A 24,967-nucleotide genomic window follows, 5' to 3' on the forward strand; every position below is an offset into this window, starting at 1 on the left:
GAAAACCCCCGGTCCATCGACCGGGGGTTTCTTCGTGTCACCGAACTCAGAGCGTGTTGGGAGCCTCGCCCGCACCCTGCGTCTTGGTCTGTGCGTCGTGCTCGTCGAAGCGCGTGAAGGCCTCGGCCACGAGACGCTCGGCCTCGGCGGCGTTCGCCCACTCGTCGACCTTGACCCACTTGTTGGGCTCGAGGTCCTTGTAGTGCTCGAAGAAGTGCGAGATCTCCTTCTTGGTCCACTCGTCGATGTCGTCGACGTCCTGGATGTGGTCCCACCGCGGGTCCTTCGCGAGCACGGCGACGACCTTGTCGTCTCCACCGGCCTCGTCGCTCATCTTCAGCACGCCGACGGGGCGCACCTTGGCCAGGATGCCGGGGTGCAGGTCGCGGTCGAGCAGCACGAGCACGTCGAGCGGGTCGCCGTCTTCACCGAGGGTGTTCTCGAAGAAGCCGTAGTTGGCCGGGTAGCCGAACACCGTGTAGAGGATGCGGTCGAGGTAGACACGGCCGGTGCCGTGGTCGACCTCGTACTTCACGCGGCTGCCGCGGGGGATCTCGATGACGGCGTCGAAAGCGCCCATACTCGTGCTCCTTAGATCTGTGGATTTCCGCGGCCCAGCCTAGTCGGGCACGGCTTCGGGGTCTGGTCCTGTGCGGCGGGCGGACGCGGAGCGCCCCTGCTGCGGCGGCGCGGTCGCCGCCCGGCGCAGAACGTCGCGGGAGGGCGACGGGCCAATACCGTAGGGGGATGGACCGCCGCCCTGGACTCTCGCCCGCTGTCGCCGAGGTGCGCCGAGCCGTTCGTGCGGCGCTGGAGGGACGCACCGGCGCGGTGGTGGTGGCGCTGTCGGGCGGAGCGGACTCGCTGGCCCTCGCGGCGGCGACGGGATTCGAGGCCGAGCGGCTCGGCATCCGTGTCGAGGCGGTCGTGATCGATCACGGCCTGCAGGACGGGTCGGATGCGGTGGCGCGACGCGCCGCGGAGATCGTGCGCGAGCGGGGGATGGCGGCGCGCGTGGTCGCGGTCCACGTCGTCGCGAAGGACGGTCCGGAGGCCGACGCGCGCGCCGCGCGGTACGCGGGGCTGGCGCGCGCCGCGGCCGAGACCGGTGCCGACGCGGTGCTGCTGGGGCACACCCTCGACGACCAAGCGGAGACGGTGCTGCTGGGGCTCGCCCGCGGCTCCGGGGCGACGAGCCTGGCCGGGATGACGCCGGAGCGGCGGGATGCCGCGGGTCCGGTGTGGCTGCGACCCCTCCTCGGTGTGCGCCGCCGCACGACCGTCGCCGCGTGCGCTGCGGAGGGACTGGACGCATGGTCCGACCCGCACAACACCGACCCGTCGTACGCCCGGGTGCGCGTGCGCGAGCGGGTGCTGCCGGTTCTGGAGACGGAGCTGGGTCCCGGAGTCGCCGAGGCGCTCGCCCGCACCGCCGAACAGCTGCGGGAGGATGCCGCTGCCTTCCAGGACATGATCGACGAGACGATCGAGGACATCGTCGAGCACGCGGAGGCGGGCATCTCGATCTCGGTCGCCGCCCTCGCGGCCAATCCCGCGGCGCTGCGCAATCGCATCGTGCGCTTCGTCGTCGAGAGCGAGTTCGGCGTATCGCTGACGCGTGCCCAGACCCTCGAGGTCGCGCGGCTCGCGGTCGACTGGCGAGGGCAGGGCCCGATCGACCTGCCGGGGTGCGCCGCCCGTCGCGTCGGCAACCGGGTCGAGATCGTCGCGCGCACGGCATCCTGAGCCCGTCGGGGCCGGGCGGCATCCGGAATCGGACGACGTAGACTTTCCCAATGCGCGCGGCCGACATCTCCGACGACATCAGTGAAGTGCTCCTCACCGAGGAGCAGATCCACGACAAGCTCGCCGAACTGGCGACGCAGGTCGTCGCCGACTACGAGGGTCGCGACGTCGTGCTCGTGGGCGTGCTCAAGGGTGCGGTCATGGTCATGGCCGACTTCGCCCGTCACCTGCCCATGCACGTGTCGATGGACTGGATGGCCGTGTCGTCGTACGGGGCCTCCACCCGCTCGAGCGGCGTCGTGCAGATCCGGAAGGACCTCGACACCGACATCACGGGCAAGCACGTCCTGATCGTCGAGGACATCATCGACTCCGGTCTCACCCTGAGCTGGCTGCTCGAGAACTTCGCCTCGCGCGGGGCGGAGTCGGTCGAGGTGCTCGCGCTGCTGCGCAAGCCCGATGCGATGAAGGTCGAGGTCGACTGCCGGTACGTCGGCTTCGACATTCCCAACGACTTCGTGATCGGGTACGGGCTCGACTACGCGGAGAAGTACCGCAACCTGCGCGACGTCGCGGTGCTCGCGCCGCACGTGTATTCCTGAGGCGTTCGGAGCGGAGTCTCCGTACGCCCTCGACGAACGCACAGGCCCGGCATAGTCCACGGGCGTTAGCCTGATGCGACCGCGTTTCTGCGGAGGATCACGAAAGGGCTGGGCTCGCCCACCATGAATTTCAAGAAGATCACGCGCAACCCGATCGTCTACGTTCTGCTGGTCGGTCTGCTTCTGGTCGTCGGTTTCTCCCTCATCTCCAACCTCAGCGGGGCCCGCCAGGTGTCCACCAAGGAGGGTCTGGACCTGCTCAAGGGCGGCACCGTCACCCAGGTCGTCACCAACGACCCCGATCAGCGCGTCGATCTGACGTTGTCGCAGCCCTTCGAGGGCGCGAACGACGTGCAGTTCTATTTCAGCCAGGCCCGCGCGGACGAGGTCGCCAGCGCGATCGACGCTGCGGCGCCCGCCGACGGCTTCAACGACGTCGTGCCCAAGCCCAGCTGGTTCGACGGCCTGATCGGCCTGCTGCTCCCGCTGATCCTCCTCGGCCTGCTCTTCTGGTGGCTGCTGTCCAGCGCTCAGGGCGGCGGCAGCAAGGTCATGCAGTTCGGCAAGTCGCGCGCCAAGCTCGTGACCAAGGAGACGCCCACCGTCACCTTCCAGGACGTCGCGGGCTCCGACGAGGCGATCGAAGAGCTCGACGAGATCAAGGAATTCCTGAAGGACCCCAAGAAGTTCGAGGAGGTCGGTGCGCGCATCCCCAAGGGCGTGCTGCTGTACGGCCCTCCCGGAACCGGCAAGACCCTGCTCGCCCGCGCCGTGGCCGGCGAGGCCGGCGTGCCGTTCTACTCGATCTCCGGCTCGGACTTCGTCGAGATGTTCGTCGGTGTCGGCGCCAGCCGCGTCCGCGACCTGTTCAATCAGGCCAAGGAGAGCTCGCCGGCGATCATCTTCATCGACGAGATCGACGCCGTCGGCCGCCACCGCGGTGCCGGCATGGGCGGCGGTCACGACGAGCGCGAGCAGACGCTGAACCAGATGCTCGTCGAGATGGACGGCTTCGACCCCAAGGTCAACGTCATCGTGATCGCCGCGACCAACCGCCCCGACATCCTCGACCCCGCCCTCCTGCGTCCGGGCCGCTTCGACCGTCAGATCGGCGTCGACGCCCCCGACCTCAAGGGCCGCCAGCGCATCCTCGAGGTGCACGGCCGCGGAAAGCCGCTGTCGGACTCGGTCGACCTCGAAGTCGTCGCGCGCAAGACGCCCGGGTTCACCGGTGCCGACCTCGCGAACGTGCTGAACGAGGCGGCCCTGCTGACCGCGCGCTCGAACGCGCAGCTCATCGACAACCGCGCCCTCGACGAGGCCATCGACCGCGTGATCGCCGGACCGCAGCGTCGCACGCGCGTGATGAAGGACAAGGAGAAGCTCATCACGGCGTACCACGAGGGCGGTCACGCCCTCGCCGCGGCGGCGATGAACCACACTGACCCCGTGACGAAGGTCACCATCCTCCCGCGCGGCAAGGCGCTGGGCTACACGATGGTGCTGCCGCTCGACGACAAGTACTCCGTCACCCGCAACGAGCTGCAGGACCAGCTGACGTACGCCATGGGCGGCCGCGTCGCGGAGGAGATCGTCTTCCACGACCCCACCACCGGCGCCTCGAACGACATCGAGAAGGCCACGAGCATCGCCCGCAAGATGGTCACCGAGTACGGCATGACCAACGAGGTGGGCCCCGTGAAGCTCGGCTCGTCGTCGGGCGAGGTGTTCATGGGCCGCGACATGGGACACGGCCGCGACTTCTCGGAGCGCATCGCCGAGCGTGTCGACGCCCAGGTGCGCGCGCTCATCGAGCAGGCGCACAACGAGGCGTACCAGGTCATCAACGACAACCGCGAGGTGCTCGACCGCCTGGCCCTGGCGCTGCTCGAGAAGGAGACGCTCGACCACATCGAGCTCGCCGAGATATTCAAAGACGTCAAGCGCCTCACCCCTCGCCCGCAGTGGCTGTCGTCGGGCGATCGTCCCGTGTCGAACCAGCCGCCGGTCGACGTCCCGCGTCGCCAGGCTCCGGCCGGCATCGCCGCGTCCGCCGAGGCGGAGGCGCAGACGCAGGCCCAGGCGCAGCGCCGTCCGAGCGGACAGACGCGCCCGGCGACCGCCTGAGGCGCCGTGGCCGTCGATCGAGAGCGGGTCGCAGCCCTCGTCCGTGAGCTGCTGGAGGCGATCGGGGAAGATCCCGATCGCCCCGGCCTGCGGCAGACCCCGACCCGCGTCGCCGACAGCTGGGCCGAGTTCTTCTCGGGCGTGAACCAGGATGCCGGCGCCCCGCTGCAGCACACGATCTCGGTGTCACGCGGGCCCGCGCCCGACACGCTCCCCTCGGGAGCGGTGATGCTGCGCGACATCGCTTTCCGCTCGATGTGCGAGCACCACCTGCTGCCCTTCCGCGGCCGCGCCCACGTGGCGTACCTGCCGGGCGAGGAGGTCGTGGGGCTCGGGGCGCTGCCGAAGGTCATCGACATCCTGGCCGCCCGTCCGCAGGTGCAGGAGCGTCTCGGGGAGCAGATCGCCGACGCCATCGCATCCGCCCTCGATGCGCGGGGTGTGCTCGTCGTCCTGGATGCCACCCACGAGTGCGTGACCATGCGCGGCGGACGACAGCTCGACGCCTCGACCGTGACGATCGCCGCGCGCGGTGCGTACGCTGAGCCGGTCGCCCGTGCCGAACTCGTCGCCCTGATCGGAGCACGCGCGTGACCCTCGTGATGGCGATCGTCAACGTCACCCCCGACTCCTTCAGCGACGGCGGGAGGTACCTCGATCCCGACGTGGCGATCGCGCACGCGCGCCGTCTTCGCGCCGAGGGAGCCCACCTGCTCGACATCGGCGGCGAGTCCACACGACCCGGCGCCGAACGGGTCTCGCCCCGGGTCGAGCAACAGCGCGTCCTGCCCGTCGTCGCCGCCCTGGCATCCGAGGGGGCGTACGTCAGTATCGACACCATGAACGCCTCGACCGCCGCAGCCGCCGTCGCGGCCGGGGCTCGTCTAGTCAACGACGTCTCAGGAGGTCTCGCCGACCCCGAGATGCTCGACGCCGTGGCCCGGAGCGGTGCGGAGATGGCGATCGGCCACTGGCGCGGGCCGTCGAGCGAGATGTACGCGCGAGCGGAGTACGTCGACGTCGCCGCGGAGGTGGCCGCCGAGCTCGACGAGCGCGTCGCGGCCGCGGAGGCAGCCGGAATCCCGTCGTCGCGCATCGTCGTCGACCCCGGTATCGGGTTCGGCAAGCGCGGCGAGCAGAACTGGCGGACGCTGGGTGCGCTGCCCGCGCTCGTCGCCCGCGGCCGACGCGTACTCGTCGGCACGAGCCGCAAGAGGTTCCTCGCCGACGCGCTCGGCGACGACGCCGACTTCGCGCGCCGCGACCTGGCCACGGCCGTCACGAGCGCCCTCGCCGCCCAGGCCGGCGCCTGGGCCGTGCGCGTTCACGACGTGCCGACCACCCGCGACGCGCTCGCCGTCGCCCGCGCTTGGGAGTGCTGATGGATGCCGTCGACCACATCACCCTGACGGGTGTCCGCGCCTTCGGAAACCACGGGGTCTATCCCGACGAGAAGCGCGACGGGCAGGAGTTCATCGTCGACGCGACGGTGGTCCTGCCCCTGGCCCGCGCGGCCGAGACCGACGACGTCGCCGACACGGTGCACTACGGCGAACTCGCCGAGCGGATCGCCGAGATCGTGTCGGGCGAGCCGGTCGACCTCCTCGAGAAGCTCGCCACGCGCATCGCCGACGAGGTGCTTCGCGACGAGCGGGTCGAATCCGTGACGATCACCGTGCACAAGCCCGCGGCGCCCATCCCCGTCCCCTTCGCCGACGTGTCGGTTACGATCACGCGCGGGCGCTCGTGAGCGTGCGACTGGCCCACGGCATCGGAGAGGCACCGCGCACGTCCCCCGTCGCCGCGGTGATCGCCCTGGGCGCCAACCTCGGGGAGCGGGCCGAGACGCTCGCCGCAGCCGTGACGGAGGTGCGGGCGCTGCCCCTCACCACGGACGTCACGGTGTCGACCCCGATCGAGACGACCGCCGTGACCCTGGACGGCGAGGACGACGACGCCCCCCGCTATCTCAACGCGGTCGCGACGCTGCGTACCCGACTCGCTCCGACGGAGCTGCTCGCCGCCCTGCACCGCATCGAGGCGCGACACGGGCGCGTGCGCCGGGAACGCTGGGGCGACCGCACGCTCGACCTCGATCTCATCGCCTACGGCGACGAGATCATCGACCGGGACGACCTCATGGTGCCGCACCCGCGCGCGCACGAGCGCGAGTTCGTGCTGGTGCCGTGGCTCGACGTCGACCCGGATGCCGTGATCCCCGGGCGCGGCCGGGTCGACGCCCTGCTCGCCGACTTGCGGGGAGGGGCGCGATGAAACGCACGGGTGCCGGCATCCTGCTCATCGCCGCCATCATCGGGGGCGTGGTCGGCTTCGTCCTCGACACGATGCTCACCGCGATGGGGCGCGCGACGTTCACCCCCGCGGCGAGCCTGCCCACGATCCTCGCGCTGGTCGGTGCGGTCATCGTCATCCTGGCGGTACCGGTGTTCCGCGCGACGCGCGGGCGCAGCGAGCGGCGCATCGATCCTTTCCGCGCCCTGCGTGTCGCGATGCTCGCGAAGGCGTCGTCGCTGGTGGGGGCTGCGGCGTTCGGGTTCGGCGTCGGACTCCTCGCGTTCCTGCTGAGCCGGCCCGCGACCCCCTCGCTAGGCTCGATGGGATCGATCATCGCGACGGTCGTGTGCGCGGTCGTCCTCGTCGTCGCGGGGCTCGTGGCCGAGCAGCTGTGCACCCTCCGGAAGGACGATGATGACGACACCCCCGGGAACACCCCTGCCGGACCCGTCGGCATCTGAGGCGGTGGGCGCCGACGCGTCAGGCGCCTCCGCGGTGCGCGCCGATGGGGCAGGTGCCGATGCGCTGCGTGCCGATGGGGCAGGTGTCAAGGCGCTCGATGCGCGGACGTTCTCGCGCGTCCTGGAGCCGCGCGCGGCCGGCCGACTACCGCTCGGCGACGGCACGTGGCACCAACTGGCGCGCGCGTACGTGTGGGTGCAGCTCATCTCGCAGGGAGCGGTGTTCCTCCTCGTGCTGGCGGTGGCCGTCGGCATCCAAGCCTTCACCGGAGTGCCCTGGCCCTGGATCCCCGCCGGCATCGTTCTCGTCGTGACGGCGATCGGGCTGCTCATCACGCCGCGGCAGGCGCGCTCCTTCGGCTACCAGCTGCGTCAGGACGATCTCGTCTTCCGCCGCGGCATCCTGTGGCAGCGCGTCGTCGCGGTGCCGTACGGGCGGATGCAGCTCGTCGACATCACGCACGGCCCGCTCGACCGCGGATTCGGTATCGCGCAGCTCAAGCTCGTCACGGCCGCGGCCTCGACGGGGGTGACGATCCCGGGGCTCACGCAGGAGGCGGCGGAGCAGCTGCGCGACACGCTCGTCGCCGTGGCGGAGACGCGACGGACCGGACTGTGAGCGACACCGACGATCGCAACCGCGGCGAGGCGGTCGAGACCGGCGCGGGGGTGACGCCGCCACGGTCGAGCGACGCGCCGTGGCCCCCCGCGGGGGCTCCCGTCGATACCGCAGGCGCGTTGTCGGGCGACGGGGATGGTCTCGTGCCGCGGGCGGGCGTGGCGTCCGGCGAGGGGCGCGACCTCGGGCCGGTTGCGGGCGCGCCGGTCGGCGACGGGGGCGGTCTCGCGCCGGGTGCGGGAGAGCCGTCCGGCGACGGCGATGTCGACGCGCCGGGCGCGGGCGGGCGGGCGGGGGCGCGGGCGGTCGTGCGCTCGCCGTACAGCGACGGCGAATGGCACCGACTGCACCCGCTGACGCCATTGCTGCGCGGCGGCCTGTCCCTGCTCGTCATCGTGGGCCTCATCGTCGCGAATCTCCGCGAGCGGCTGCTGGAGCTGTTCTTCCCCGTCTTCACCGACCTGCCGCCCGGGGCCGTTCCGCCCGACCCGGTCGACTTCCTGCTGGCGAACAACCTCATCCTCATCGCGGCGGGAGCGGCGCTGGTGGTCCTCCTGGTGCTGCTGGGTCTTTTCCGATTGTCGTGGCGCTTCCACACCCTGCGCATCGGCGACGACGACGTCGAGGTGCGCTCGGGTGTGCTCTTCCGCACCCATCGCCGAGCCCCGCTGGATCGCGTGCAGGGCGTGAACCTGACCCGTCCGATGGTCGCGCGCCTTCTCGGGCTGGCGAAGCTCGAGGTCGTGGGGGCGGGCCTGGACGCCAACGTCAAGCTCGAGTACCTCTCGGGCAAGGATGCCGAGGCGATCCGCGGCGACATCCTGCGGCTGGCGTCGGGTCGGCGTCTCGCCGAGGCGGGTGCCGGGCCGGGCGCGAAGCGCTCCCTCGTGACGGCGGCCGCCGACACCGTCGCGGACGGTCTGCAGGGCATCGTCGACGGGGAGGACTTCTCCGATACCGAGCCGGAGAGCATCGTCCGCATCCCCGTGGGTCGACTCGTCGCCTCGCGTGTGCTCAGTGGCTCCACCCTCGTGCTGATCGCCTTCGTGATCGGCATCGCCGTCGCGGCCTCCGTGTCGACGCTGTGGCTGCTCTTCACGGTCGTGCCGATGTTCCTCGCGTTCGGTGCGTACTACGTGCGCTCGATCGCGCGCGGGCTGCGGTACTCGATCGCGCCGACCCCGGACGGAGTGCGGGTGACGTTCGGACTCTTCACCACGGTGAGCGAGGTGATTCCGCCGGGCCGCGTGCACGCGATCGAGGTCCGTCAACCGCTCATGTGGCGTCCCTTCGGCTGGTGGGCGGTGACCGTGAACCGGCTGTCAGGACGCTCCTCCACCGACTCCGGCGCCGATCAGGTCGCGGCGGTGCTGCCCATCGGCACGCGCGCCGACGTCGAGCGGGTGCTGCGGATCCTCGCGCCCGGCTTGTCGAGCGAGGAATGGACACTCGTGTTCCGTGACGGCATCCTGGGTCCGGTGGATGACGACCCCTACGTGACGACTCCGCGCCGCGCGCGGTGGCTGCGGCCCCTGTCGTGGCGCCGCAACGGCGTCCTTCTCACCGCCGACGCGCTGCTGCTGCGCCGGGGCTGGGTGTGGCGCTCGCTGACCGTGCTGCCGCTCGCCCGGCTGCAGTCGATCGGTGTGCGCCAGGGTCCGCTGACCCGTGCGGCCCGCACCGCGACCCTCACGGGCCACGTCATCACGGGCACGGTGCAGACCCATCTCGGCGCGATCGACCGAGACGACGCGCTGCGCGTGTTCGAAGCCACCGCGCGCGCCGGCGTGGCGGCGGCCGCGGGTGACCGCACGCACCGGTGGGCCGGATGAGCGCCGGTCGCGACGGACGCCTCGGCGTCGGCGTGATCGGTGCCGGACGTGTCGGACCGGTCATCGCGGCGGCTCTCGCGGGCGCGGGACACCTCCTGACGGGGATCACCTCGGGGTCGGATGACGATCGCGTCGAGGCGATCCTCCCCGGGGTGCCGCAGCTCACGGCCGACGAGGTCGTGCGTCGCAGCGAACTCGTGGTGATCGCGGTGCCCCACGACCAGCTGCCCGGACTGGTCGCGGGACTCGCCGAGCTCGGTGCCTGGCAGCCCGGACAGCTCGTGCTGCACACCGACGCCGCACACGGTGCGCGGGTGCTCGACCCCGCCGCGCAGCGGGGGGCCATCCCTCTCGCCATCCACCCCGCGATCGTCTTCACCGGCGCGTCGTCGATCGACCTCCGCCAGCTCGCCCAGGCGTACGCCGCGGTGACGGCGCCGGCGCCCGTGCTGCCGATCGCCCAGGCGCTCGCCGTCGAGCTCGGGTGCGAACCCGTGGTCGTGGCGGAGGCGGATCGGCTGACGTACGCGGAGGCGATCGCGACGGCGACGGAGTTCTCCCGCTCGATCGTGCGCCAATCGTCGGAGCTGCTGAGCCGCGTCGGGGTCGACAATCCCGGCGGGTACCTGTCGGCCCTGGTGCGCTCGAGCGTCGACCAGGCGCTCGTCGAGGGCAGTGGCGCGGGCCGCCTCGACGGCGACGCTACGATCGACGGATGATCGCCACCCTCGAGGATCTGCGCGCCCGACTCGACGAGATCCGAGGGACCGACCGCGCCGCACAGGGACCGCGTATCGCCCTCGTGTCGACGCTCGGATCCCTGCACGAGGGCCACGTCGACCTCATCACGCGCGCTCGGGAGCAGGCCGACGTGGTCGTGGTCTCGACCTTCGTCAACCCGCTGCGGTTCCGCACGGCGGACGACACCGCGGCCTACCCCCGCTCTCCCGAGGCCGATGCGCGCGTGCTCGACGACCTCGCGGTCGACGTGGTGTTCGCTCCGAGCGCGGCGGAACTGCTGCCGGCCGGCACGGCCACCACGCGGGTGTCGGCGGGTGACATCGGACTCCGTTACGAAGGGCGGGTGCGCCCCTTCTACTTCGACGGAGTGCTGACCGTCGAGGCGAAGCTCTTCCACCTGATCGCTCCCGATGTCGCCGTCTACGGGGAGCGCGACCTGCAGCGCGTCTTCCTCGTGCGGCGGATGGTGCGCGACCTGAACTTCCGCGTCGAGATCGACACGGTCCCCACGGTGCGCACCGACGACGGCCTGCCGGTGTCGAGCCGGATCGCCCTGTTGGACGAGGCGGATCGTCGTGCGGTCGCCAAGCTCCCGCGTGCTCTGGAGGCCGCGGCCTCGAACGCCGACATGGGCGTCGATGCGTGCATCGCGGCGGCCCAGTCGGCGCTCATGGGCGAACAGCGCATCTCCCTGGAGTACTTGAGCGTCGTCGACCCGGCGACCTTCCTGCCGGTCGATGAGGGCCACCGCGGCCGCGCGTTCGCGCTCATCGCCGCGACCGTCGGGGGTCATCGATTCATCGACAACGCGGAGATCTCGCTGCGCTGACGTCCCGCAGGCCCGACGCCACCGGCGCGGGAGCGCCGTGCGGGCGTGGGCTCGCCGAGGTCGACGGCCTCCGACCGGTGATGGCCGGGGGTCGCGGTGCCCCGAGGGGCCTGGGCCGGGCGATTACACTGGGGAAGACCCCGAGGAGCTTCCACGATGACCGACGCGCCCGCGAACGACGCCGCCGAACCCACCGAAGACGAGGTCTTCGAGCAGAAGGCGGTGCGCCTGGCCAAGCGCGAGCGACTGCTCGCCGAGCGCGACGACGCCGCGGGCGGCGCCTACCCGGTGTCGGTGCCGGTCACCACCACCATCACCGCGGTGCGCGCCCGCTTCGGAGAGCTCGAAGCCGGCGCAGAGACCGGCGAGACCGTCGGCGTCGCGGGCCGCGTGGTGTTCAGCCGCAACACCGGGAAGCTTTGCTTCGCCTCGCTGCAGGCCGGGGACGGCAGCCGCATCCAGGCGATGGTCTCGCAGGGCGCGGTCGGCGAGGAGTCGCTGCAGGCGTGGAAGGAGCTCGTCGATCTCGGCGATCACGTGTTCGTCTCGGGCGAAGTCATCTCGAGCCGCCGCGGCGAACTGTCGATCATGGTCGCCGAGTGGCGCATCGCGGCCAAGGCCGTGCTGCCGCTGCCCAACCTGCACACCGAGCTCAGCGAGGAGAGCCGCGTGCGCAGCCGCTTCCTCGACCTGATCGTGCGCGACCGCGCTCGCGAGACCGTGCTCGCCCGCGCGAAGGTCAATGCGAGCCTGCGCCGCACCTTCACCGAGCGGGACTTCGTCGAGGTCGAGACCCCGATGCTGCAGGTGCAGCACGGTGGTGCATCGGCGCGACCGTTCACGACGCACTCGAACGCCTTCGACACCGAACTCTTCTTGCGCATCGCGCCGGAGCTCTACCTCAAGCGCGCCGTCGTCGGCGGCATCGACCGCGTGTACGAGATCAACCGCAACTTCCGCAACGAGGGGTCCGACTCCACGCACAGCCCCGAGTTCGCGATGCTCGAGGCCTACCAGGCCTATTCCGACTACAACGGCATCGCCGATCTCACCCAGACCCTCATCCAGGATGCCGCGATCGCGGTCGCCGGTTCGACCACCGTCACGTGGGCCGACGGCACCGAGTACGACCTCGGCGGCGAGTGGGATCGCATCTCGATGTACGACTCGCTGTCGGCGGCATCCGGTCACCAGGTCACGCCCGAGACGTCGCTCGACGAACTGCGCGCTCTCGGCGAGAAGTCCGGTGTCGACGCGCCGCCGCACGAGACGCACGGCAAGTGGGTCGAGGAGCTGTGGGAGCACTTCGTGAAGGGCGGCCTGACGCGCCCCACCTTCGTGATGGACTTCCCCGTCGACACGAGCCCTCTCGTCCGCGAGCACCGGTCCATCGCGGGCGTCGTGGAGAAGTGGGACCTGTACGTGCGCGGGTTCGAGCTCGCCACCGGGTATTCCGAGCTGGTCGATCCGGTGATCCAGCGCCAGCGTTTCGTCGAGCAGGCGAAGCTCGCCGCGCGCGGTGACGCCGAGGCGATGCCGATCGACGAGGAGTTCCTCCGGGCCCTCGAGCACGGCATGCCGCCCACGGGTGGAATGGGCATGGGCATCGACCGTCTGCTGATGGCCATCACCGGGCTCGGGATCCGCGAGACGATCCTCTTCCCGCTGGTGAAGTAGGCCTCTCGAAGACCCATTCCGGGAGGCGGCCCGCGTCGAGCAGGCTCAGCATGATGGTGCTCAGACCATGCTGCGAGTCGATGCGGAGCGCCTCTTCGGCGTAGGTCGCCGCGTGCGACGAGCGCCCCTGGGCCCACGCCAGCCACGAGCAGGCCGACAGGGGCCCGGGTCGACGATCGAGCGGAACGATTGCGGCGACTCGACGAGAGACCTCCAAGGCGGTGCGCAGGCGCTCCGGATCGGGCCGCTCGCCCTCTCCCCACATCGGGCGCGCGAGGTCTTCCGGGAAGGGCGTGCCCGCGCTGAACGCGGTCTGCGCGCGCAGCACCGCATCGCCGGTGGCGGCATCGGCGGCCCACTGCATGAGGGCGACGTCGCGCAGCGAGGGTCGCTCGAGGCAGAACGCCAGGGCTGCGGTCACCGGCCACCGCATGCCCCCCGTCGCGGTGACCGCCCTTTCGAACAGGGCGGGCGGATCGGTCAGCAGCGACACGACCTCGTCGGCCTGCGCGCGGCGCGCGAGCGGCAGGCGACGGCGGTCCCTCGGCCGACCGAGGGCGTCGTCGACGTCGCCGAGCAGTCGTGCCACCGATTTCACGGCCTCGGCGTCGACCGCGGGCAGCGCTGCGGCGGAGAACTGATCGGTGCGGGGGAGACCGTCGGGCACCCGAGCCGCTGCGTCGGAGATCTCGGACAGCAGGCCCGGAGGCGCACCCGCGGGGTCGAGATAGCAGGCCCAGGCGTCGGGACCGACGACGAGGGCGTCGAGCACTCGCAGACCGCAGATGCCCGCGCGCGAGACGACCTCGTCGATCAGCGCGCGTTCCGGGAGCCCGGAGTCGCCGGTCACCGCCTCGTCGGTGTACACGACGGGGACGATGGCGTCGGTGGAGGCGACCTTGCAGGCCATGCCGATGACGGTCGACGCGATGCTCTCGGCTTCGGCGGGCCCGCCGCGGGGGAGATCGACGCGCATGGCCCCGAGCGACCGACCGTCCGCGAACGGGATGACGACGAGGCTGTGCCGCGGGGTGCACTCCAACAAGTGCGGCACGAGGGCGAGGAACGAGGCGGACGAGGCGGTTCGGACGACGGTGGGGGTCATGAGCACGAGGGTGCCGGGAAGCCACATCCCGGCGGGTCTTCGGAAAGCTCGATCGTGGATGACCCGGCGCCCCCGGCGCGTGGGGAGGAGTGGTGCGCGGGTATCCTGGATCGTATGGATGACACCTGGGTCGCGATGCTGTGGGCGATCCTGCCCACGATCGTCGTCTCGGTCGTGTTCTTCTTCATCCTCCGCAACGTGATCCGCATGGACCGCACCGAGCGCAAGGTCTATTCGCGCATCGAGGCCGAGGAACGCGCGAAGCGCGGACTTCCGCCGGTCGCGTCCCCCGGCGACGGCTCCGCGAACTGACGGACGCGCGACGGGTGTCGGGGCCCGTCGCTACGCTGGGTGGACAACCCGCCCAGGAGGACACGTGATCAACGCGACGTTCGACGCGAGCTGGCTCGTCATCACGCTGTTCGTCGTCGATCTCGTGGTGCGCATCGCCGCGATCATCATCGTGCCGCGCAACCGCCGGCCCACCGCCGCGATGGCGTGGCTCCTGGCGATCTACTTCATCCCCTTCCTCGGGGTCTTCCTCTTCCTGCTCATCGGCAACCCGCGCCTGCCCCGCAAGCGCCGCCGCAAGCAGACCGCGATCAACGAATACATCCACGACACCAGCGCATCGCTGGAGTTCGGCACCCTGCGCCCCAACGCCCCCGACTGGTTCCGCGCCCTGGTTCGCCTGAACCGCAACCTCGGGGCGATGCCGATCGCCGGCGACAACGCCGCCACCCTCATCGCCGATTACCAGCAGAGCCTGGATGCCATGGCCGAGGCCATCCGCCGCGCCACGCGGTACGTGCACGTCGAGTTCTACATCCTGCAGACCGACGACTCGACCGACAACTTCTTCCGGGCTCTCGAGGAGGCGGCCGAGCGCGGTGTCGTCGTCCGCGTGCTGCTCGACCACTGGGCGAATCGTGGCAAACCCTTCTACAAGCAGACCCTCCGGCGCCTAGACGCGATGGGCGCGCACTGGCACCTCATGCTGCCGGTGCAGCCGCTGCGCGGGCGCTACCAGCGGCCCGACCTGCGCAACCACCGCAAGCTCCTCGTCATCGACGGCGACGTCGCCTACATGGGCTCGCAGAACGTCACCGATTCGTCGTACAACCTGCGCAAGAACATCCGTCGCGGCCTGCACTGGGTCGACCTCATGGTGCGCGTCGAGGGGCCGGTCGTGGCCAGCGTCAACGCCGTCTTCCTCTCGGACTGGTACAGCGAGACCGACGAGACGCTGACCGACGAGATCGACCTCTTCTCGGTCAGCTCGGGCCCCGGAGACCTCGACTGCCAGATCGTGCCCTCGGGGCCCGGCTTCGATTTCCAGAACAACCTCAAGCTCTTCCTCGGGCTGCTGTTCGCCGCGCGCGAGCGCATCATCATCGTCAGCCCCTACTTCGTTCCCGACGAGGCCCTCCTGCTCGCGATCACGACGGCATGTCAGCGCGGCGTCCACGTCGAACTCTTCGTCTCCGAAGAGGGCGACCAGGCGATGGTCTACCACGCCCAGCGCAGCTACTACGAGGCGCTGCTGCGCGCGGGAGTGGTCATCTGGATGTACCGCAAGCCGTTCATCCTGCACAGCAAGAGCGTCACGATCGACGACGAGGTCGCGGTCATCGGCTCGAGCAACATGGACATGCGTTCCTTCGGTCTGAACCTCGAGGTGTCGATGCTGGTGCGGGGCGAGGAGTTCGTCCGCGACATGCGCGCCGTCGAGCACACATACCGCAGCCTCAGTCGCCAGCTCACCATCGAGGAGTGGAAGCGTCAGCCCCTCCGCTCAACGATCCTCGACAACCTGGCGCGGCTCACCTCCGCGCTGCAGTGATCCCACGGCGGTGACGCGTGGCGGTTCTCGCCGCCGGCATCCAGGAATCTCCGCCATCATGGGGCGGAACTCGCCCCGGAGGTTCGCATGTCCCGTGATCGCCTGTCCCGTCACCGTCTGACTCTCGTCGCCGCTCTCGGCGCCGGCCTGCTGGCCGCCGGCGCTCTCACCGGCTGCGCCACCGGCGCGTCGTCGTCGCCGGAGGCGGCCCCTTCGACCGCGACGTCCCGTCCGGATTCCGGGGCGTCGGCGTCGCCCGCGGAACTCGGCGCCGCCTGGCTCGACGCGGGTCGCGCGATCGCCGTCGTCACCCGCGGGAGCTCGACGTGCGTGCCCGTGGTCAGCGGAGAGCCGAGCGCGTCCGCAGACACCCTCACCGTCACCCTCGAGGAGTCGGCGCGTACGGACTGCACGAGGGATATGGCTCCGCGGGCCACGCTGGTGGGCGTGCCCGCGGGCGTCGATCCGACTCGACCGCTCGAGGTGACCGTGCAGGGCGCGGCCGAAGGCCGAACGACCCTCGCGGCGCTGACCACCGCCCCGTCCGACGCGGGGCAGTTCGCGCCGAGCGCCGGGTGGGTCGACGCCCGCACGATCGCCCTCGTGACCTACGGCAGTTCGGGCTGCCCGCCCACGGTGGAGTCGGTCACCACGACCGGCACGGAGATCGCGGTGCAGTTCGCCGCCCCGCCCGCCGATCAGGTGTGCACGATGGATCTCGCCCCCCGCGTCACCCTTGCCGACGTCGGAGACGGGGCGCCCGCCGGAGCGGCGTCAGTGGTTCTGTCGGGCGACGGCGTCGACGCGACGGACCCCATCCCGGTGCTCGGCTCGCGCTGAGCGCTGCCTGAGGGGCCTCACGGGGCGACGACCAGCAGGTCGCCCACCTCGCACTCGAGCACGCGGCAGATGGCCGACAGCGTCGAGTAGCGGATCGCCCGCGCCCGATCGTTCTTCAGCACCGAGAGGTTGACGACCGAAACGCCCACGAGCTCGCTGAGGCGGGTCAGCGTCATCCCGCGGGCTTCCAGCAGCTCATCGAGACGGCAGTGGATGCCGGTGGGCCCCTCGTCGGCGACCGCCGGGCTCATACGAGCCCCTCGGTGTCGCGACGCAGGCGGTCGCCGACCGCGAAGACGGTGCTGGAGAGTCCCGCGACGAAGCCGATCACGATGAGGATCGGGAGATCGATCTGCTGGGTCAGTCCGCGGTCGTAGGTGCGATCCGACAGCCAGGCGAGGGCACCGTTCGCGACCATGTTCTGGAAGAACGGCACAGCGAAGGCCGCGATGAGCGAGACGATGCCGACCGCGACCACCAGTCGGGTGTGCCGGCGGCTGAAGATCTCTCCGCGGAGGATGCCGATGCACAGGATCAGGAGCAGAGTCACCACCGTCACGACGGCAGCGGCGAAGGTCCCCTCCGCCAGGAACAGCGCCCAGAGCGAGGCGAGGGGGAGCGAGGGGGCCGTGACGACCGCGCCGGTCAGCTCGACGGGCACCGACGCTCCGTCGGGGCCGATCGGTGCCTGGGCGATGGTGTCGAGGAAGTCGACGGGGACGCGCACGTCACGGTTGCCGGCCGCCGCGACGATCGTTCCCGCGGAGCGGATCACCGCCCAGACGGCGATGGCGACGCCGGCGACGATGAAGAGCAGGAAGCTGCCGGTGTCGCCGCGGGAGAGGGTGCGCGAGGTGGATCGGGGGGATGCCATGGTCGCTCCTTAACGAAATTCGTTGTTATCGATCGTCGATAGGGTATCGATGATCGATGGGTTTTGCAATGCCCGGTGTTGCGGCGGTATGCCCACGGCGAACACGCGTCTCTGGCATCCGGGCGCTGGTTACTCTCGATGTACGGCGCGCGGAGGCGTGCCTGTCAGCCCATTTCTGGAGGGACTGAGATGTTCGAGAGATTCACCGACCGTGCCCGTCGTGTGGTCGTCCTCGCCCAAGAAGAGGCGAAGATGCTCAACCACAACTACATCGGCACCGAGCACATCCTGCTCGGGCTGATCCACGAGGGCGAGGGTGTCGCTGCCAAGGCGCTCGAGTCGCTCGGCATCTCGCTCGACGCCGTGCGCGAGCAGGTGCAGGACATCATCGGCCAGGGTCAGCAGCAGCCGACCGGCCACATCCCCTTCACGCCGCGGGCGAAGAAGGTGCTCGAGCTGTCGCTGCGCGAGGCGCTGCAGCTCGGCCACAACTACATCGGCACCGAGCACATCCTGCTCGGCCTCATCCGCGAGGGCGAGGGCGTCGCAGCGCAGGTGCTCGTCAAGCTCGGCGCCGACCTCAACAAGGTGCGCCAGCAGGTCATCCAGCTGCTCTCGGGCTACCAGGGCAAGGAGCCCGCGGGAGTGGCGACCGGTGCCGGCGAGCAGCAGTCCTCGGGCGCGCAGGGCGGCTCGGCCGTCCTCGACCAGTTCGGACGCAACCTCACCCAGGCCGCGCGCGACAACAAGCTCGACCCCGTCATCGGGCGCGAGAAGGAGATCGAGCGCGTGATGCAGATCCTGTCGCGCCGGTCGAAGAACAACCCCGTCCTCATCGGCGAGCCCGGTGTCGGAAAGACCGCCGTCGTCGAGGGCCTCGCCCAGGCGATCGTCAAGGGCGACGTCCCCGAGACGCTGAAGGACAAGCAGGTCTACTCGCTCGACCTCGGTTCGCTCATCGCCGGCTCCCGCTACCGCGGTGACTTCGAAGAGCGCCTGAAGAAGGTCACCAAGGAGATCCGCACGCGCGGCGACATCATCGTCTTCATCGATGAGATCCACACCCTCGTGGGTGCGGGAGCCGCCGAGGGCGCGATCGACGCGGCATCCATCCTCAAGCCCCTCCTCGCCCGTGGTGAGCTCCAGACCATCGGTGCCACCACGCTCGACGAGTACCGCAAGCACTTCGAGAAGGATGCCGCTCTCGAGCGCCGCTTCCAGCCGATCCAGGTGGCCGAGCCGAGCCTGCCCCACGCGATCAACATCCTGAAGGGTCTGCGCGACCGCTACGAGGCGCACCACAAGGTGCAGATCACCGACGGCGCGATCGTCGCGGCGGCCAATCTCGCCGACCGCTACATCAGCGACCGCTTCCTGCCCGACAAGGCCATCGACCTGATCGACGAGGCCGGCGCCCGCCTGCGGCTGTCGATCCTGTCGTCGCCGCCGGAGCTGCGCGAGTTCGACGAGAAGATCGCCAAGGTCCGCGAGCAGAAGGAGCAGGCCTCCGAGGAGCAGGACTTCGAGAAGGCCGCGTCGCTGCGTGACGAGGAGAAGTCTCTCCTCGCTGAGCGTCTGCGCCTCGAGAAGCAGTGGCGCTCGGGCGACGTCGCCTCCCACGCGGTGGTCGACGAGGGCCTGATCGCCGAGGTGCTCGCCCAGGCGACCGGCATCCCGGTGTTCAAGCTCACCGAGGAGGAGTCCAGCCGCCTCATGTTCATGGAGAAGGCCCTGCACCAGCGGGTCATCGGCCAGGAAGAGGCGATCGCTGCCCTCTCGCGCACGATCCGTCGTCAGCGCGCGGGCCTCAAGGACCCCAAGCGCCCCTCGGGTTCGTTCATCTTCGCCGGCCCCACCGGAGTCGGAAAGACCGAGCTCGCCAAGGCTCTCGCCGAGTTCCTGTTCGACGACGAGGGCGCGCTGATCTCCCTCGACATGTCGGAGTTCGGCGAGAAGCACACCGTCTCGCGCCTGTTCGGTGCCCCTCCCGGGTTCGTCGGCTTCGAAGAGGGCGGCCAGCTCACCGAGAAGGTGCGCCGCAAGCCGTTCTCGGTCGTGCTCTTCGACGAGATCGAGAAGGCCCACCCCGACATCTTCAACTCGCTGCTGCAGATCCTCGAAGAGGGTCGCCTGACCGACGGTCAGGGTCGCGTCATCGACTTCAAGAACACCGTGATCATCATGACGACGAACCTCGGTTCGTCGGCGATCGCCGGTGGTCCCGTGGGCTTCCAGGTCGAGGGCAGCGCCCAGACCTCGTACGAGCGCATGAAGGGCAAGGTCGACGAAGAGCTCAAGCGCCACTTCAAGCCCGAGTTCCTCAACCGCGTCGACGACGTGATCGTCTTCCCGCAGCTGAACAAGGACGAGCTTCGTCAGATCGTCGGCCTGTTCGTGAAGCGCCTCGCCGACCGTCTGCTCGACCGCGACATGACGGTGGAGCTGTCGGACGACGCGAAGGACAAGCTCATCGAGATCGGGTTCGACCCCACGCTCGGTGCGCGTCCGCTGCGCCGCGCCATGCAGCGCGAGGTCGAGGACCGTCTCAGCGAGAAGATCCTGCACGGCGAGCTCGAGTCGGGCGACCACGTGAAGGTCGGCGTCGAGAACGGCCAGTTCACCTTCGACACCGCCCAGCGCGGAGAGAAGGTCGCGATCGGCGTCGGGACGGCCGGCGAGATCGCCGCGACCCCCGACACGCTCGCGGGCAGCTGACGCGTAACAGACAGGGACCTGGATGCCACGGCATCCAGGTCCCTTCTGCGATGCGGCGTACGCTGGTTCGATGACCTCTCCCGCGCCGTTCGTCGTCCGCCCCGCCGGAACGGCCGACGTCCGACGTGTCCACGAGCTGCTCGAGCCCTTCGTGCAGAAGCGCATCCTGCTGGGCAAGGACCTCGTGGTCCTCTACGGCTCGGTGCAGCAGTTCGTCGTCGCCGAGGCCGACGGTGTCGTCATCGGCTGCGGTGCGCTGCACGTGATGTGGGACGATCTCGCCGAGATCCGCACGCTCATCGTGCACGACGACTGGCTGCACCACGGCGTGGGGCGGGCGATCGTCGAGGACCTCGAGCAGCGCGCGCGGGAGCTGGGCGTCGCCCGGTTGTTCTGCCTGACCTTCGAGGTCGACTTCTTCACGCGGCGCGGATTCGCGCCGATCGGCGAGCAGGTCGTGGACCCCGACGTCTATTCGCAGCTCGTGCGGAGCCCTGACGAGGGCGTCGCGGAGTTCCTCGACCTCGCGCACGTGAAGCCCAACACGCTCGGCAACACCCGGATGCTCAAGCACCTCTGATCGTTCCCGCGTTCGCGGACAGGCCCGGAAGAGCCTGTGAGCGCGCCGTTGCGTGCGCGCCGTGGAATGCGGCCACGGCCGTGGCGCCTACCCTGGAACCATGACCGATGCCCCCCGTAGGCGGAGGCAGTCCCCGGCGGTCTACCGTCGTCGTCGTCTCGCGGCGGGCCTCTTGGCCCTCGTCGTGATCGGCCTCGTCGTGTGGCTCGTCGCGGCTCCGCCGTGGCGCTCCGCCCCGACAGCGCTCGACGCCCCCGCGCCCGCCGAGAGCACCCCCGCCGTCGCCCCCTCGTCGTCCGCCCCCGCGGCGGCACCGTCGACCTCTCCGACGCCGACCGCCAGCGCGCCCTCGGGGCCCGTCGAGTGCAGCGCGGCCGACATCACCGTCGAGGCGCTCTCCGACAAGGGCGAGTACGGCCAGGGAGAGAACCCGCAGCTGTCGATCCGGCTCACCAACACCTCGGCGAATCCGTGCACGATGAACGTCGGCACCAGCGCGCAGTCGTTCACCGTCACGAGCGGATCCGACGTCTGGTGGCGTTCGACCGATTGCCAGACCGAGCCGAGCGACATGGAGGTGACCCTGGCCGCCGGCCAGGTCGTCACCAGTTCCGCCCCGCTCACGTGGGACCGCACGCGGTCGTCCGTCGGGTCATGCGAGAGCGAGCGCCCGTACGCCCCGGGCGGAGGGGCGACGTATCACCTGAGCGTGTCGATCGGCGGCATCCCGTCCGCGGGGACCGCGTCGTTCGTCCTGCAGTGACGCCGGGATATCCAGAAAGATGACCATGAGGAGAAACCCGGCTGCGCCTCCCCGCGTAGACGCATAAGCCGACATCGGAACCGGGCGCTCGTCACCACCACGAGCGTTGTCAGTCAGTGTCATCGCTCGCGCACTGCGACCGGTCCGCTTGGCCTCTGCTGCATCAGGCCCTGACGTTGCCCCAATCTCTCCGCCGAGCGCATGACAGCTGAGCAGCAGATCGGCGGTGGTCTCGCTCCACGTTGGCGAGTCGGGTTCAAACCCGTCTCCTAGACGAGCGAGCAGCCAGGACCAGGGCACTCCGTCAACAGCAAGCGTCCAGCGTGCGCGTCGCGATCTGTTCGCGGCACGACGCATCACCAGGGTGAATGACGGCCATCCAAAGCTGAGGAGCGTTCAGGGGCGCCAGATGCGGCGCCGAAACCAGTGGCGCTGCGTGGGGTAACCGCGAGCCTGGAGTCTCGGCACCTTCGATCATTCGAAGAGGACCCGATGTCCATGACGGACTCGAATCAAGTGCACTCTTCTGCAAGCTTCGTCGCGTTCGAGTGGACGTTTGCGGCCCCCATGACGCGGTGTGGGCGCTCGCCGATGCCCCGGGGTGAAGCCATCGACACCTTTACCTTCACCTTCACCAGGTCAAGGGGGAGCTCCTCACCCGCCAGCCGACCATCCCAGACATGAGCGTTTCCTCCTAATCTGCTCGGTGAAATTCGTACGGAGGATTAGGAGACATCGATGAGCGTGAGATTGACGTCAGCCATGGGGGTCGCCTTGGCGACCTTTGCAGTCCTGATGCTGCCGACTGCGGCGTTCTCGGAGGAGCCGACGGTCACTGTGTCGTCGTCAGCAGCTCCCCTTGAGGAACCGCTCCTTGACACATCGGATAGCGGTATCCAGGTGCCCGACCTTCCGGAGACGATCACGACGGCGGAGATGAAGGAGATCACCGCATCAGACGGTGTGCTGGACATCGATCAGCCGGTTGGCGAGCTGAATGCGGCGATCCCGGATGCAGGCATGGGCCTCGATATGCCTGAGGGTGAGGCCGCTGGAGTGCCGGCTGCCGAGGCTTCTCGTGCTGGTGCGACCGCGACAGCGGCCGCCTATCTGCCTAGCGCGATGAGCGTCTCCGTCAAGCCAGCGGTCTATGCCGCGCTTGGCGGGGATCGCTGCCGGCTCGACCCCGGCAACATGTGGAAGAGAACTTCAGGATACGGCTACAAGTACGGCACCGTCGGATCTAAGCCGAGACTCCTCGAGTGCACGCCGGGGGTGGTCAAGACGGGTGTGCACAGTGATGTGTATCGCTGGAGCGGGGTGAATTGGGTCAAGGTGGCTGGGACTTTCAACAGTTACGGCACGGGGAACATGCAGCAGTTGAGTGTTCAATACGTCTGCGCGAACTTGACGGACAGATACTTCGAGGTGATCACAACCGGGTGGGGTACGAACTCGAGGGGGCAGACCGGCGTCGGACGAGACTCGACAGGTTCTTACCGGTTGCAGTGCGGCTAATCCTCTATCGAGGCCAGCTGTCTTCTCATGAGGGGGGTAGGACCTATATTTCTATGGTCGTTCCTCTGTCGGTGGCCCGCCATGGGACGGGGAGGTTCGTAATAAGAGCACCGTTCTGATACTCAGATCCGACCTCTTCCGCATAGGCTCCGGCGTCTTCGGCATTGTCGAAGACGCCGAGGATGGTGTTGTGCGGACTGCTGTCGTGAAAAACGATCCATACCCTGTTCACGTTCGCATCCTAGAGACTCCGCCGTTCTCGCTCAGGAGCGTCGGTCGCCGAAGACCTCGCCCTCCATTGCGTCGTAACCCTCCCTCTGCGGGTCGCCGTGCAGTCCGCCCGACAGGGCGTACTCCTCCTCGGGGGAGAGGACCAGGCGGTGGCGGCCGTAGACGGCGAAGGCGATGAAGATCACCGCGTAGACGACGATGATCGCGACGATCGCCAGCAGATACGCGGGGTTCAGCAGCAGCCCGAAGAACACCACCGCGGCGATGATCGCGGCCGAGTAGGCGCCGAACAGCCCCCACGGGCTCTTGTAGGGCCGGACGGCGTTCGGGAACTTCCGCCGCAGGACGATGAACGCGACCATCTGCAGGAAGTACGCCAACACCGCGCCCCACACGGCGATGTTCAGCACGATCGCTCCGGCGGGGCTCGCGTCCCCGCCCGCCGCCTGCACGATCACCAGGGCGAGGAAACCGAGGACCGCGCCGAACACGAGGGCGACCCAGGGCGTCTTGCGCGCCCCGGTGAGCGACAGCCAGCGCGGGTAGTAGCCGGCGCGCGACAGCGAGTACATATTGCGGCCGTAGGCGAACATGATGCCCATCAGGGACGCCAGCAGCCCGACCAGTGCGAGCAGCGAGAGGAGGGCCGCGGCCTGGTCGCCGACCATCGCGCGGAATCCGTCGAGTAGGGGCTCGAGCGACCCGCCCGTCTCCTCGGCTCCGAGTACGCCGGTGTTCAGGAACAGCACGATGAGGCCGGTCACGATGAGGGTGCCCCGCGCCCAGAGGCCGGCGCGCGGGATGTCACGGGCCGGGTCGTGCGACTCCTCGGCGGCGAGAGGGAGCTCCTCGATGCCGAGGAAGAACCACATCGCGAAGGGGAGCGCCAGCAGGATCGAGCCCACGCCGAAGGGCAGGAACTCGGTGTTGCCGTCGGTGGGGGCGATGTTCCACAGCGAGCCCCAGTCGAACGCGCCGGACATCAGCGCCATCGCGCCGAAGACGACGATGATGCCGATCGAGACGATCGAGACGACGATGGCGAAACCGAACGAGATGTTCGCCCCCGCGGCGTTCAGAGCGATGAACAGCGCGTACAGGATGATCCACCACACGAAGGCCGGAAGGCTCACCCCGGTCAGCAGTTCGAGTGCCGAGTCGGCGTACTGGCCCGAGAAATAGACGACGACCGCCGTGGTCGCGACGTACTCGATCGTCTCGGCCAGGCCCGTCGCGAGACCGCCCCAGGGGCCCATCGCCGAGCGGGCGAACGAATACGCGCCGCCGGTGTGGGGCATGGCGGCGGCCATCTCGCCGATCGAGAACGTGAGGCCGTAGTACATGACGACGAGGACGACGAAGGCGATCAGCATGCCGCCGAAACCGGCGAAGCCGATGCCGAAGTTCCACCCCGAGAAGTCGCCCGAGATGACCGCGGCGACCGCGAGACCCCACAGGCCCCACACGCCCGCCGAGCGTTTCAGGGTGCGTTTCTCGAAGTAGCCGGCATCCGTTGCCGTATAGGTGGCTCCGGCGACCTTTTTGCGGGAACTGCTCGAGGTGGACATG

Annotated in this window: 25 protein-coding genes; 20 read left to right on the plus strand and 5 right to left on the minus strand. The window is 69.6% G+C overall.

Translation table 11 applies throughout. The features are described 5' to 3' along the window. Nucleotides 1-46: 46 nt before the first annotated feature. Nucleotides 47-580, minus strand: a complete 534-nt coding sequence (locus ACFZA2_RS08715) for an inorganic diphosphatase (protein ID WP_136586076.1) — start codon at nucleotides 578-580, stop codon at nucleotides 47-49. A 167-nt stretch (nucleotides 581-747) separates the two neighbouring features. Between ACFZA2_RS08715 and tilS the strand changes: the two genes are divergently transcribed. The 13 genes from tilS to lysS all read left to right on the plus strand — a co-directional run bounded on the left by tilS (nucleotide 748) and on the right by lysS (nucleotide 12,929). After that, complete coding sequence (tilS, locus tag ACFZA2_RS08720) at nucleotides 748-1,746, plus strand: tRNA lysidine(34) synthetase TilS (protein WP_391403294.1); 999 nt, start codon at nucleotides 748-750, stop codon at nucleotides 1,744-1,746. Nucleotides 1,747-1,796: 50 nt separating this feature from the next. Then, nucleotides 1,797-2,348: a hypoxanthine phosphoribosyltransferase gene (hpt, locus tag ACFZA2_RS08725; RefSeq protein ID WP_315993764.1), complete on the plus strand. Its 552-nt coding sequence runs from the start codon at nucleotides 1,797-1,799 to the stop codon at nucleotides 2,346-2,348. Nucleotides 2,349-2,471: 123 nt separating this feature from the next. After that, entirely contained in the window at nucleotides 2,472-4,475 is a 2,004-nt protein-coding gene (gene ftsH / locus ACFZA2_RS08730; protein ID WP_391403298.1) for an ATP-dependent zinc metalloprotease FtsH, read from the plus strand. Nucleotides 4,476-4,481: 6 nt separating this feature from the next. Further along, nucleotides 4,482-5,069, plus strand: coding sequence for a GTP cyclohydrolase I (folE, locus tag ACFZA2_RS08735; protein ID WP_366374381.1), 588 nt, complete (start codon nucleotides 4,482-4,484; stop codon nucleotides 5,067-5,069). Next, a complete protein-coding gene (gene folP, locus ACFZA2_RS08740; protein WP_391403302.1) occupies nucleotides 5,066-5,857 on the plus strand; it encodes a dihydropteroate synthase in 792 nt (263 codons plus the stop codon). Before folE ends, folP begins: the two co-directional genes overlap by 4 nt. After that, the gene (gene folB, locus ACFZA2_RS08745; RefSeq protein ID WP_391403305.1) at nucleotides 5,857-6,225 is read left to right on the plus strand and encodes a dihydroneopterin aldolase; all 369 of its coding nucleotides are present in this window, start codon (nucleotides 5,857-5,859) and stop codon (nucleotides 6,223-6,225) included. Before folP ends, folB begins: the two co-directional genes overlap by 1 nt. After that, nucleotides 6,222-6,749 (plus strand): 2-amino-4-hydroxy-6-hydroxymethyldihydropteridine diphosphokinase, encoded by a 528-nt coding sequence (gene folK, locus ACFZA2_RS08750; protein ID WP_391403308.1) that lies wholly within the window; start codon nucleotides 6,222-6,224, stop codon nucleotides 6,747-6,749. The genes folB and folK overlap by 4 nt, the downstream gene beginning before the upstream one ends. Continuing rightward, complete coding sequence (locus ACFZA2_RS08755; protein WP_315993758.1) at nucleotides 6,746-7,231, plus strand: DUF3180 domain-containing protein; 486 nt, start codon at nucleotides 6,746-6,748, stop codon at nucleotides 7,229-7,231. The genes folK and ACFZA2_RS08755 overlap by 4 nt, the downstream gene beginning before the upstream one ends. Before the next feature lie 64 nt (nucleotides 7,232-7,295). After that, nucleotides 7,296-7,850: a PH domain-containing protein gene (locus ACFZA2_RS08760; RefSeq protein WP_391403421.1), complete on the plus strand. Its 555-nt coding sequence runs from the start codon at nucleotides 7,296-7,298 to the stop codon at nucleotides 7,848-7,850. Beyond that, nucleotides 7,847-9,682, plus strand: coding sequence for a PH domain-containing protein (locus tag ACFZA2_RS08765; RefSeq protein ID WP_391403311.1), 1,836 nt, complete (start codon nucleotides 7,847-7,849; stop codon nucleotides 9,680-9,682). The genes ACFZA2_RS08760 and ACFZA2_RS08765 overlap by 4 nt, the downstream gene beginning before the upstream one ends. Continuing rightward, entirely contained in the window at nucleotides 9,679-10,401 is a 723-nt protein-coding gene (locus ACFZA2_RS08770) for a DUF2520 domain-containing protein (protein ID WP_391403314.1), read from the plus strand. Before ACFZA2_RS08765 ends, ACFZA2_RS08770 begins: the two co-directional genes overlap by 4 nt. Continuing rightward, complete coding sequence (gene panC / locus ACFZA2_RS08775) at nucleotides 10,398-11,252, plus strand: pantoate--beta-alanine ligase (protein WP_391403317.1); 855 nt, start codon at nucleotides 10,398-10,400, stop codon at nucleotides 11,250-11,252. Before ACFZA2_RS08770 ends, panC begins: the two co-directional genes overlap by 4 nt. Before the next feature lie 156 nt (nucleotides 11,253-11,408). Further along, entirely contained in the window at nucleotides 11,409-12,929 is a 1,521-nt protein-coding gene (gene lysS, locus ACFZA2_RS08780; RefSeq protein WP_391403320.1) for a lysine--tRNA ligase, read from the plus strand. Here the strand turns inward: lysS and ACFZA2_RS08785 are convergent. After that, nucleotides 12,880-14,034 (minus strand): DUF4192 family protein, encoded by a 1,155-nt coding sequence (locus tag ACFZA2_RS08785; RefSeq protein WP_391403322.1) that lies wholly within the window; start codon nucleotides 14,032-14,034, stop codon nucleotides 12,880-12,882. The genes lysS and ACFZA2_RS08785 overlap by 50 nt on opposite strands. A 114-nt stretch (nucleotides 14,035-14,148) precedes the next feature. Here ACFZA2_RS08785 and ACFZA2_RS08790 point away from each other — a divergent pair, with 114 nt between their 5' ends. The 3 genes from ACFZA2_RS08790 to ACFZA2_RS08800 all read left to right on the plus strand — a co-directional run bounded on the left by ACFZA2_RS08790 (nucleotide 14,149) and on the right by ACFZA2_RS08800 (nucleotide 16,717). Next, on the plus strand, nucleotides 14,149-14,346 hold the full coding sequence (locus ACFZA2_RS08790; protein WP_315993752.1) for a hypothetical protein: 198 nt from the start codon (nucleotides 14,149-14,151) through the stop codon (nucleotides 14,344-14,346). A 64-nt stretch (nucleotides 14,347-14,410) separates the two neighbouring features. Then, the gene (gene cls / locus ACFZA2_RS08795) at nucleotides 14,411-15,877 is read left to right on the plus strand and encodes a cardiolipin synthase (protein WP_391403327.1); all 1,467 of its coding nucleotides are present in this window, start codon (nucleotides 14,411-14,413) and stop codon (nucleotides 15,875-15,877) included. 87 nt (nucleotides 15,878-15,964) lie between these two features. Continuing rightward, nucleotides 15,965-16,717, plus strand: a complete 753-nt coding sequence (locus ACFZA2_RS08800) for a hypothetical protein (protein ID WP_391403330.1) — start codon at nucleotides 15,965-15,967, stop codon at nucleotides 16,715-16,717. A gap of 17 nt (nucleotides 16,718-16,734) precedes the next feature. On the opposite strand, the gene ACFZA2_RS08805 is transcribed toward ACFZA2_RS08800, so the two are convergent. Both ACFZA2_RS08805 and ACFZA2_RS08810 read right to left on the minus strand, forming a co-directional pair. After that, nucleotides 16,735-16,968, minus strand: coding sequence for a helix-turn-helix domain-containing protein (locus ACFZA2_RS08805; protein WP_315993749.1), 234 nt, complete (start codon nucleotides 16,966-16,968; stop codon nucleotides 16,735-16,737). Then, nucleotides 16,965-17,591 (minus strand): hypothetical protein, encoded by a 627-nt coding sequence (locus ACFZA2_RS08810; RefSeq protein WP_391403333.1) that lies wholly within the window; start codon nucleotides 17,589-17,591, stop codon nucleotides 16,965-16,967. Before ACFZA2_RS08810 ends, ACFZA2_RS08805 begins: the two co-directional genes overlap by 4 nt. A gap of 189 nt (nucleotides 17,592-17,780) precedes the next feature. On the opposite strand from ACFZA2_RS08810, the gene ACFZA2_RS08815 reads away from it, so the two are divergent. The 4 genes from ACFZA2_RS08815 (at nucleotide 17,781) to ACFZA2_RS08830 (ending at nucleotide 23,167) form a co-directional block, all read left to right on the plus strand. Further along, entirely contained in the window at nucleotides 17,781-20,306 is a 2,526-nt protein-coding gene (locus tag ACFZA2_RS08815; RefSeq protein ID WP_391403336.1) for an ATP-dependent Clp protease ATP-binding subunit, read from the plus strand. A gap of 70 nt (nucleotides 20,307-20,376) precedes the next feature. After that, nucleotides 20,377-20,886: an amino-acid N-acetyltransferase gene (locus tag ACFZA2_RS08820; protein WP_391403339.1), complete on the plus strand. Its 510-nt coding sequence runs from the start codon at nucleotides 20,377-20,379 to the stop codon at nucleotides 20,884-20,886. Between the two features lie 100 nt (nucleotides 20,887-20,986). Continuing rightward, complete coding sequence (locus tag ACFZA2_RS08825) at nucleotides 20,987-21,649, plus strand: hypothetical protein (RefSeq protein ID WP_315993745.1); 663 nt, start codon at nucleotides 20,987-20,989, stop codon at nucleotides 21,647-21,649. A 738-nt stretch (nucleotides 21,650-22,387) separates the two neighbouring features. After that, nucleotides 22,388-23,167, plus strand: a complete 780-nt coding sequence (locus tag ACFZA2_RS08830) for a hypothetical protein (protein WP_391403342.1) — start codon at nucleotides 22,388-22,390, stop codon at nucleotides 23,165-23,167. 263 nt (nucleotides 23,168-23,430) lie between these two features. On the opposite strand, the gene ACFZA2_RS08835 is transcribed toward ACFZA2_RS08830, so the two are convergent. Beyond that, nucleotides 23,431-24,966, minus strand: a complete 1,536-nt coding sequence (locus ACFZA2_RS08835; protein ID WP_391403345.1) for an amino acid permease — start codon at nucleotides 24,964-24,966, stop codon at nucleotides 23,431-23,433. Nucleotide 24,967: the final 1 nt, after the last annotated feature.

Source organism: Microbacterium sp. NPDC007973 (assembly GCF_042958465.1).
In the GTDB taxonomy this organism is placed as follows: domain Bacteria; phylum Actinomycetota; class Actinomycetes; order Actinomycetales; family Microbacteriaceae; genus Microbacterium; species Microbacterium galbum.

Excerpts from the sequence above, each read along its gene's own strand:
- ACFZA2_RS08715 (WP_136586076.1), bottom strand. The coding sequence starts at position 580 with ATGGGCGCTTTCGACGCCGTCATCGAGATCCCCCGCGGCAGCCGCGTG.
- tilS (WP_391403294.1), top strand. The coding sequence starts at position 748 with ATGGACCGCCGCCCTGGACTCTCGCCCGCTGTCGCCGAGGTGCGCCGA.
- hpt (WP_315993764.1), top strand. The coding sequence starts at position 1,797 with ATGCGCGCGGCCGACATCTCCGACGACATCAGTGAAGTGCTCCTCACC.
- ftsH (WP_391403298.1), top strand. The coding sequence starts at position 2,472 with ATGAATTTCAAGAAGATCACGCGCAACCCGATCGTCTACGTTCTGCTG.
- folB (WP_391403305.1), top strand. The coding sequence starts at position 5,857 with ATGGATGCCGTCGACCACATCACCCTGACGGGTGTCCGCGCCTTCGGA.
- ACFZA2_RS08755 (WP_315993758.1), top strand. The coding sequence starts at position 6,746 with ATGAAACGCACGGGTGCCGGCATCCTGCTCATCGCCGCCATCATCGGG.
- ACFZA2_RS08770 (WP_391403314.1), top strand. The coding sequence starts at position 9,679 with ATGAGCGCCGGTCGCGACGGACGCCTCGGCGTCGGCGTGATCGGTGCC.
- panC (WP_391403317.1), top strand. The coding sequence starts at position 10,398 with ATGATCGCCACCCTCGAGGATCTGCGCGCCCGACTCGACGAGATCCGA.
- lysS (WP_391403320.1), top strand. The coding sequence starts at position 11,409 with ATGACCGACGCGCCCGCGAACGACGCCGCCGAACCCACCGAAGACGAG.
- ACFZA2_RS08785 (WP_391403322.1), bottom strand. The coding sequence starts at position 14,034 with ATGACCCCCACCGTCGTCCGAACCGCCTCGTCCGCCTCGTTCCTCGCC.
- ACFZA2_RS08790 (WP_315993752.1), top strand. The coding sequence starts at position 14,149 with ATGGATGACACCTGGGTCGCGATGCTGTGGGCGATCCTGCCCACGATC.
- ACFZA2_RS08800 (WP_391403330.1), top strand. The coding sequence starts at position 15,965 with ATGTCCCGTGATCGCCTGTCCCGTCACCGTCTGACTCTCGTCGCCGCT.
- ACFZA2_RS08805 (WP_315993749.1), bottom strand. The coding sequence starts at position 16,968 with ATGAGCCCGGCGGTCGCCGACGAGGGGCCCACCGGCATCCACTGCCGT.
- ACFZA2_RS08810 (WP_391403333.1), bottom strand. The coding sequence starts at position 17,591 with ATGGCATCCCCCCGATCCACCTCGCGCACCCTCTCCCGCGGCGACACC.
- ACFZA2_RS08815 (WP_391403336.1), top strand. The coding sequence starts at position 17,781 with ATGTTCGAGAGATTCACCGACCGTGCCCGTCGTGTGGTCGTCCTCGCC.
- ACFZA2_RS08820 (WP_391403339.1), top strand. The coding sequence starts at position 20,377 with ATGACCTCTCCCGCGCCGTTCGTCGTCCGCCCCGCCGGAACGGCCGAC.
- ACFZA2_RS08825 (WP_315993745.1), top strand. The coding sequence starts at position 20,987 with ATGACCGATGCCCCCCGTAGGCGGAGGCAGTCCCCGGCGGTCTACCGT.
- ACFZA2_RS08830 (WP_391403342.1), top strand. The coding sequence starts at position 22,388 with ATGAGCGTGAGATTGACGTCAGCCATGGGGGTCGCCTTGGCGACCTTT.
- ACFZA2_RS08835 (WP_391403345.1), bottom strand. The coding sequence starts at position 24,966 with ATGTCCACCTCGAGCAGTTCCCGCAAAAAGGTCGCCGGAGCCACCTAT.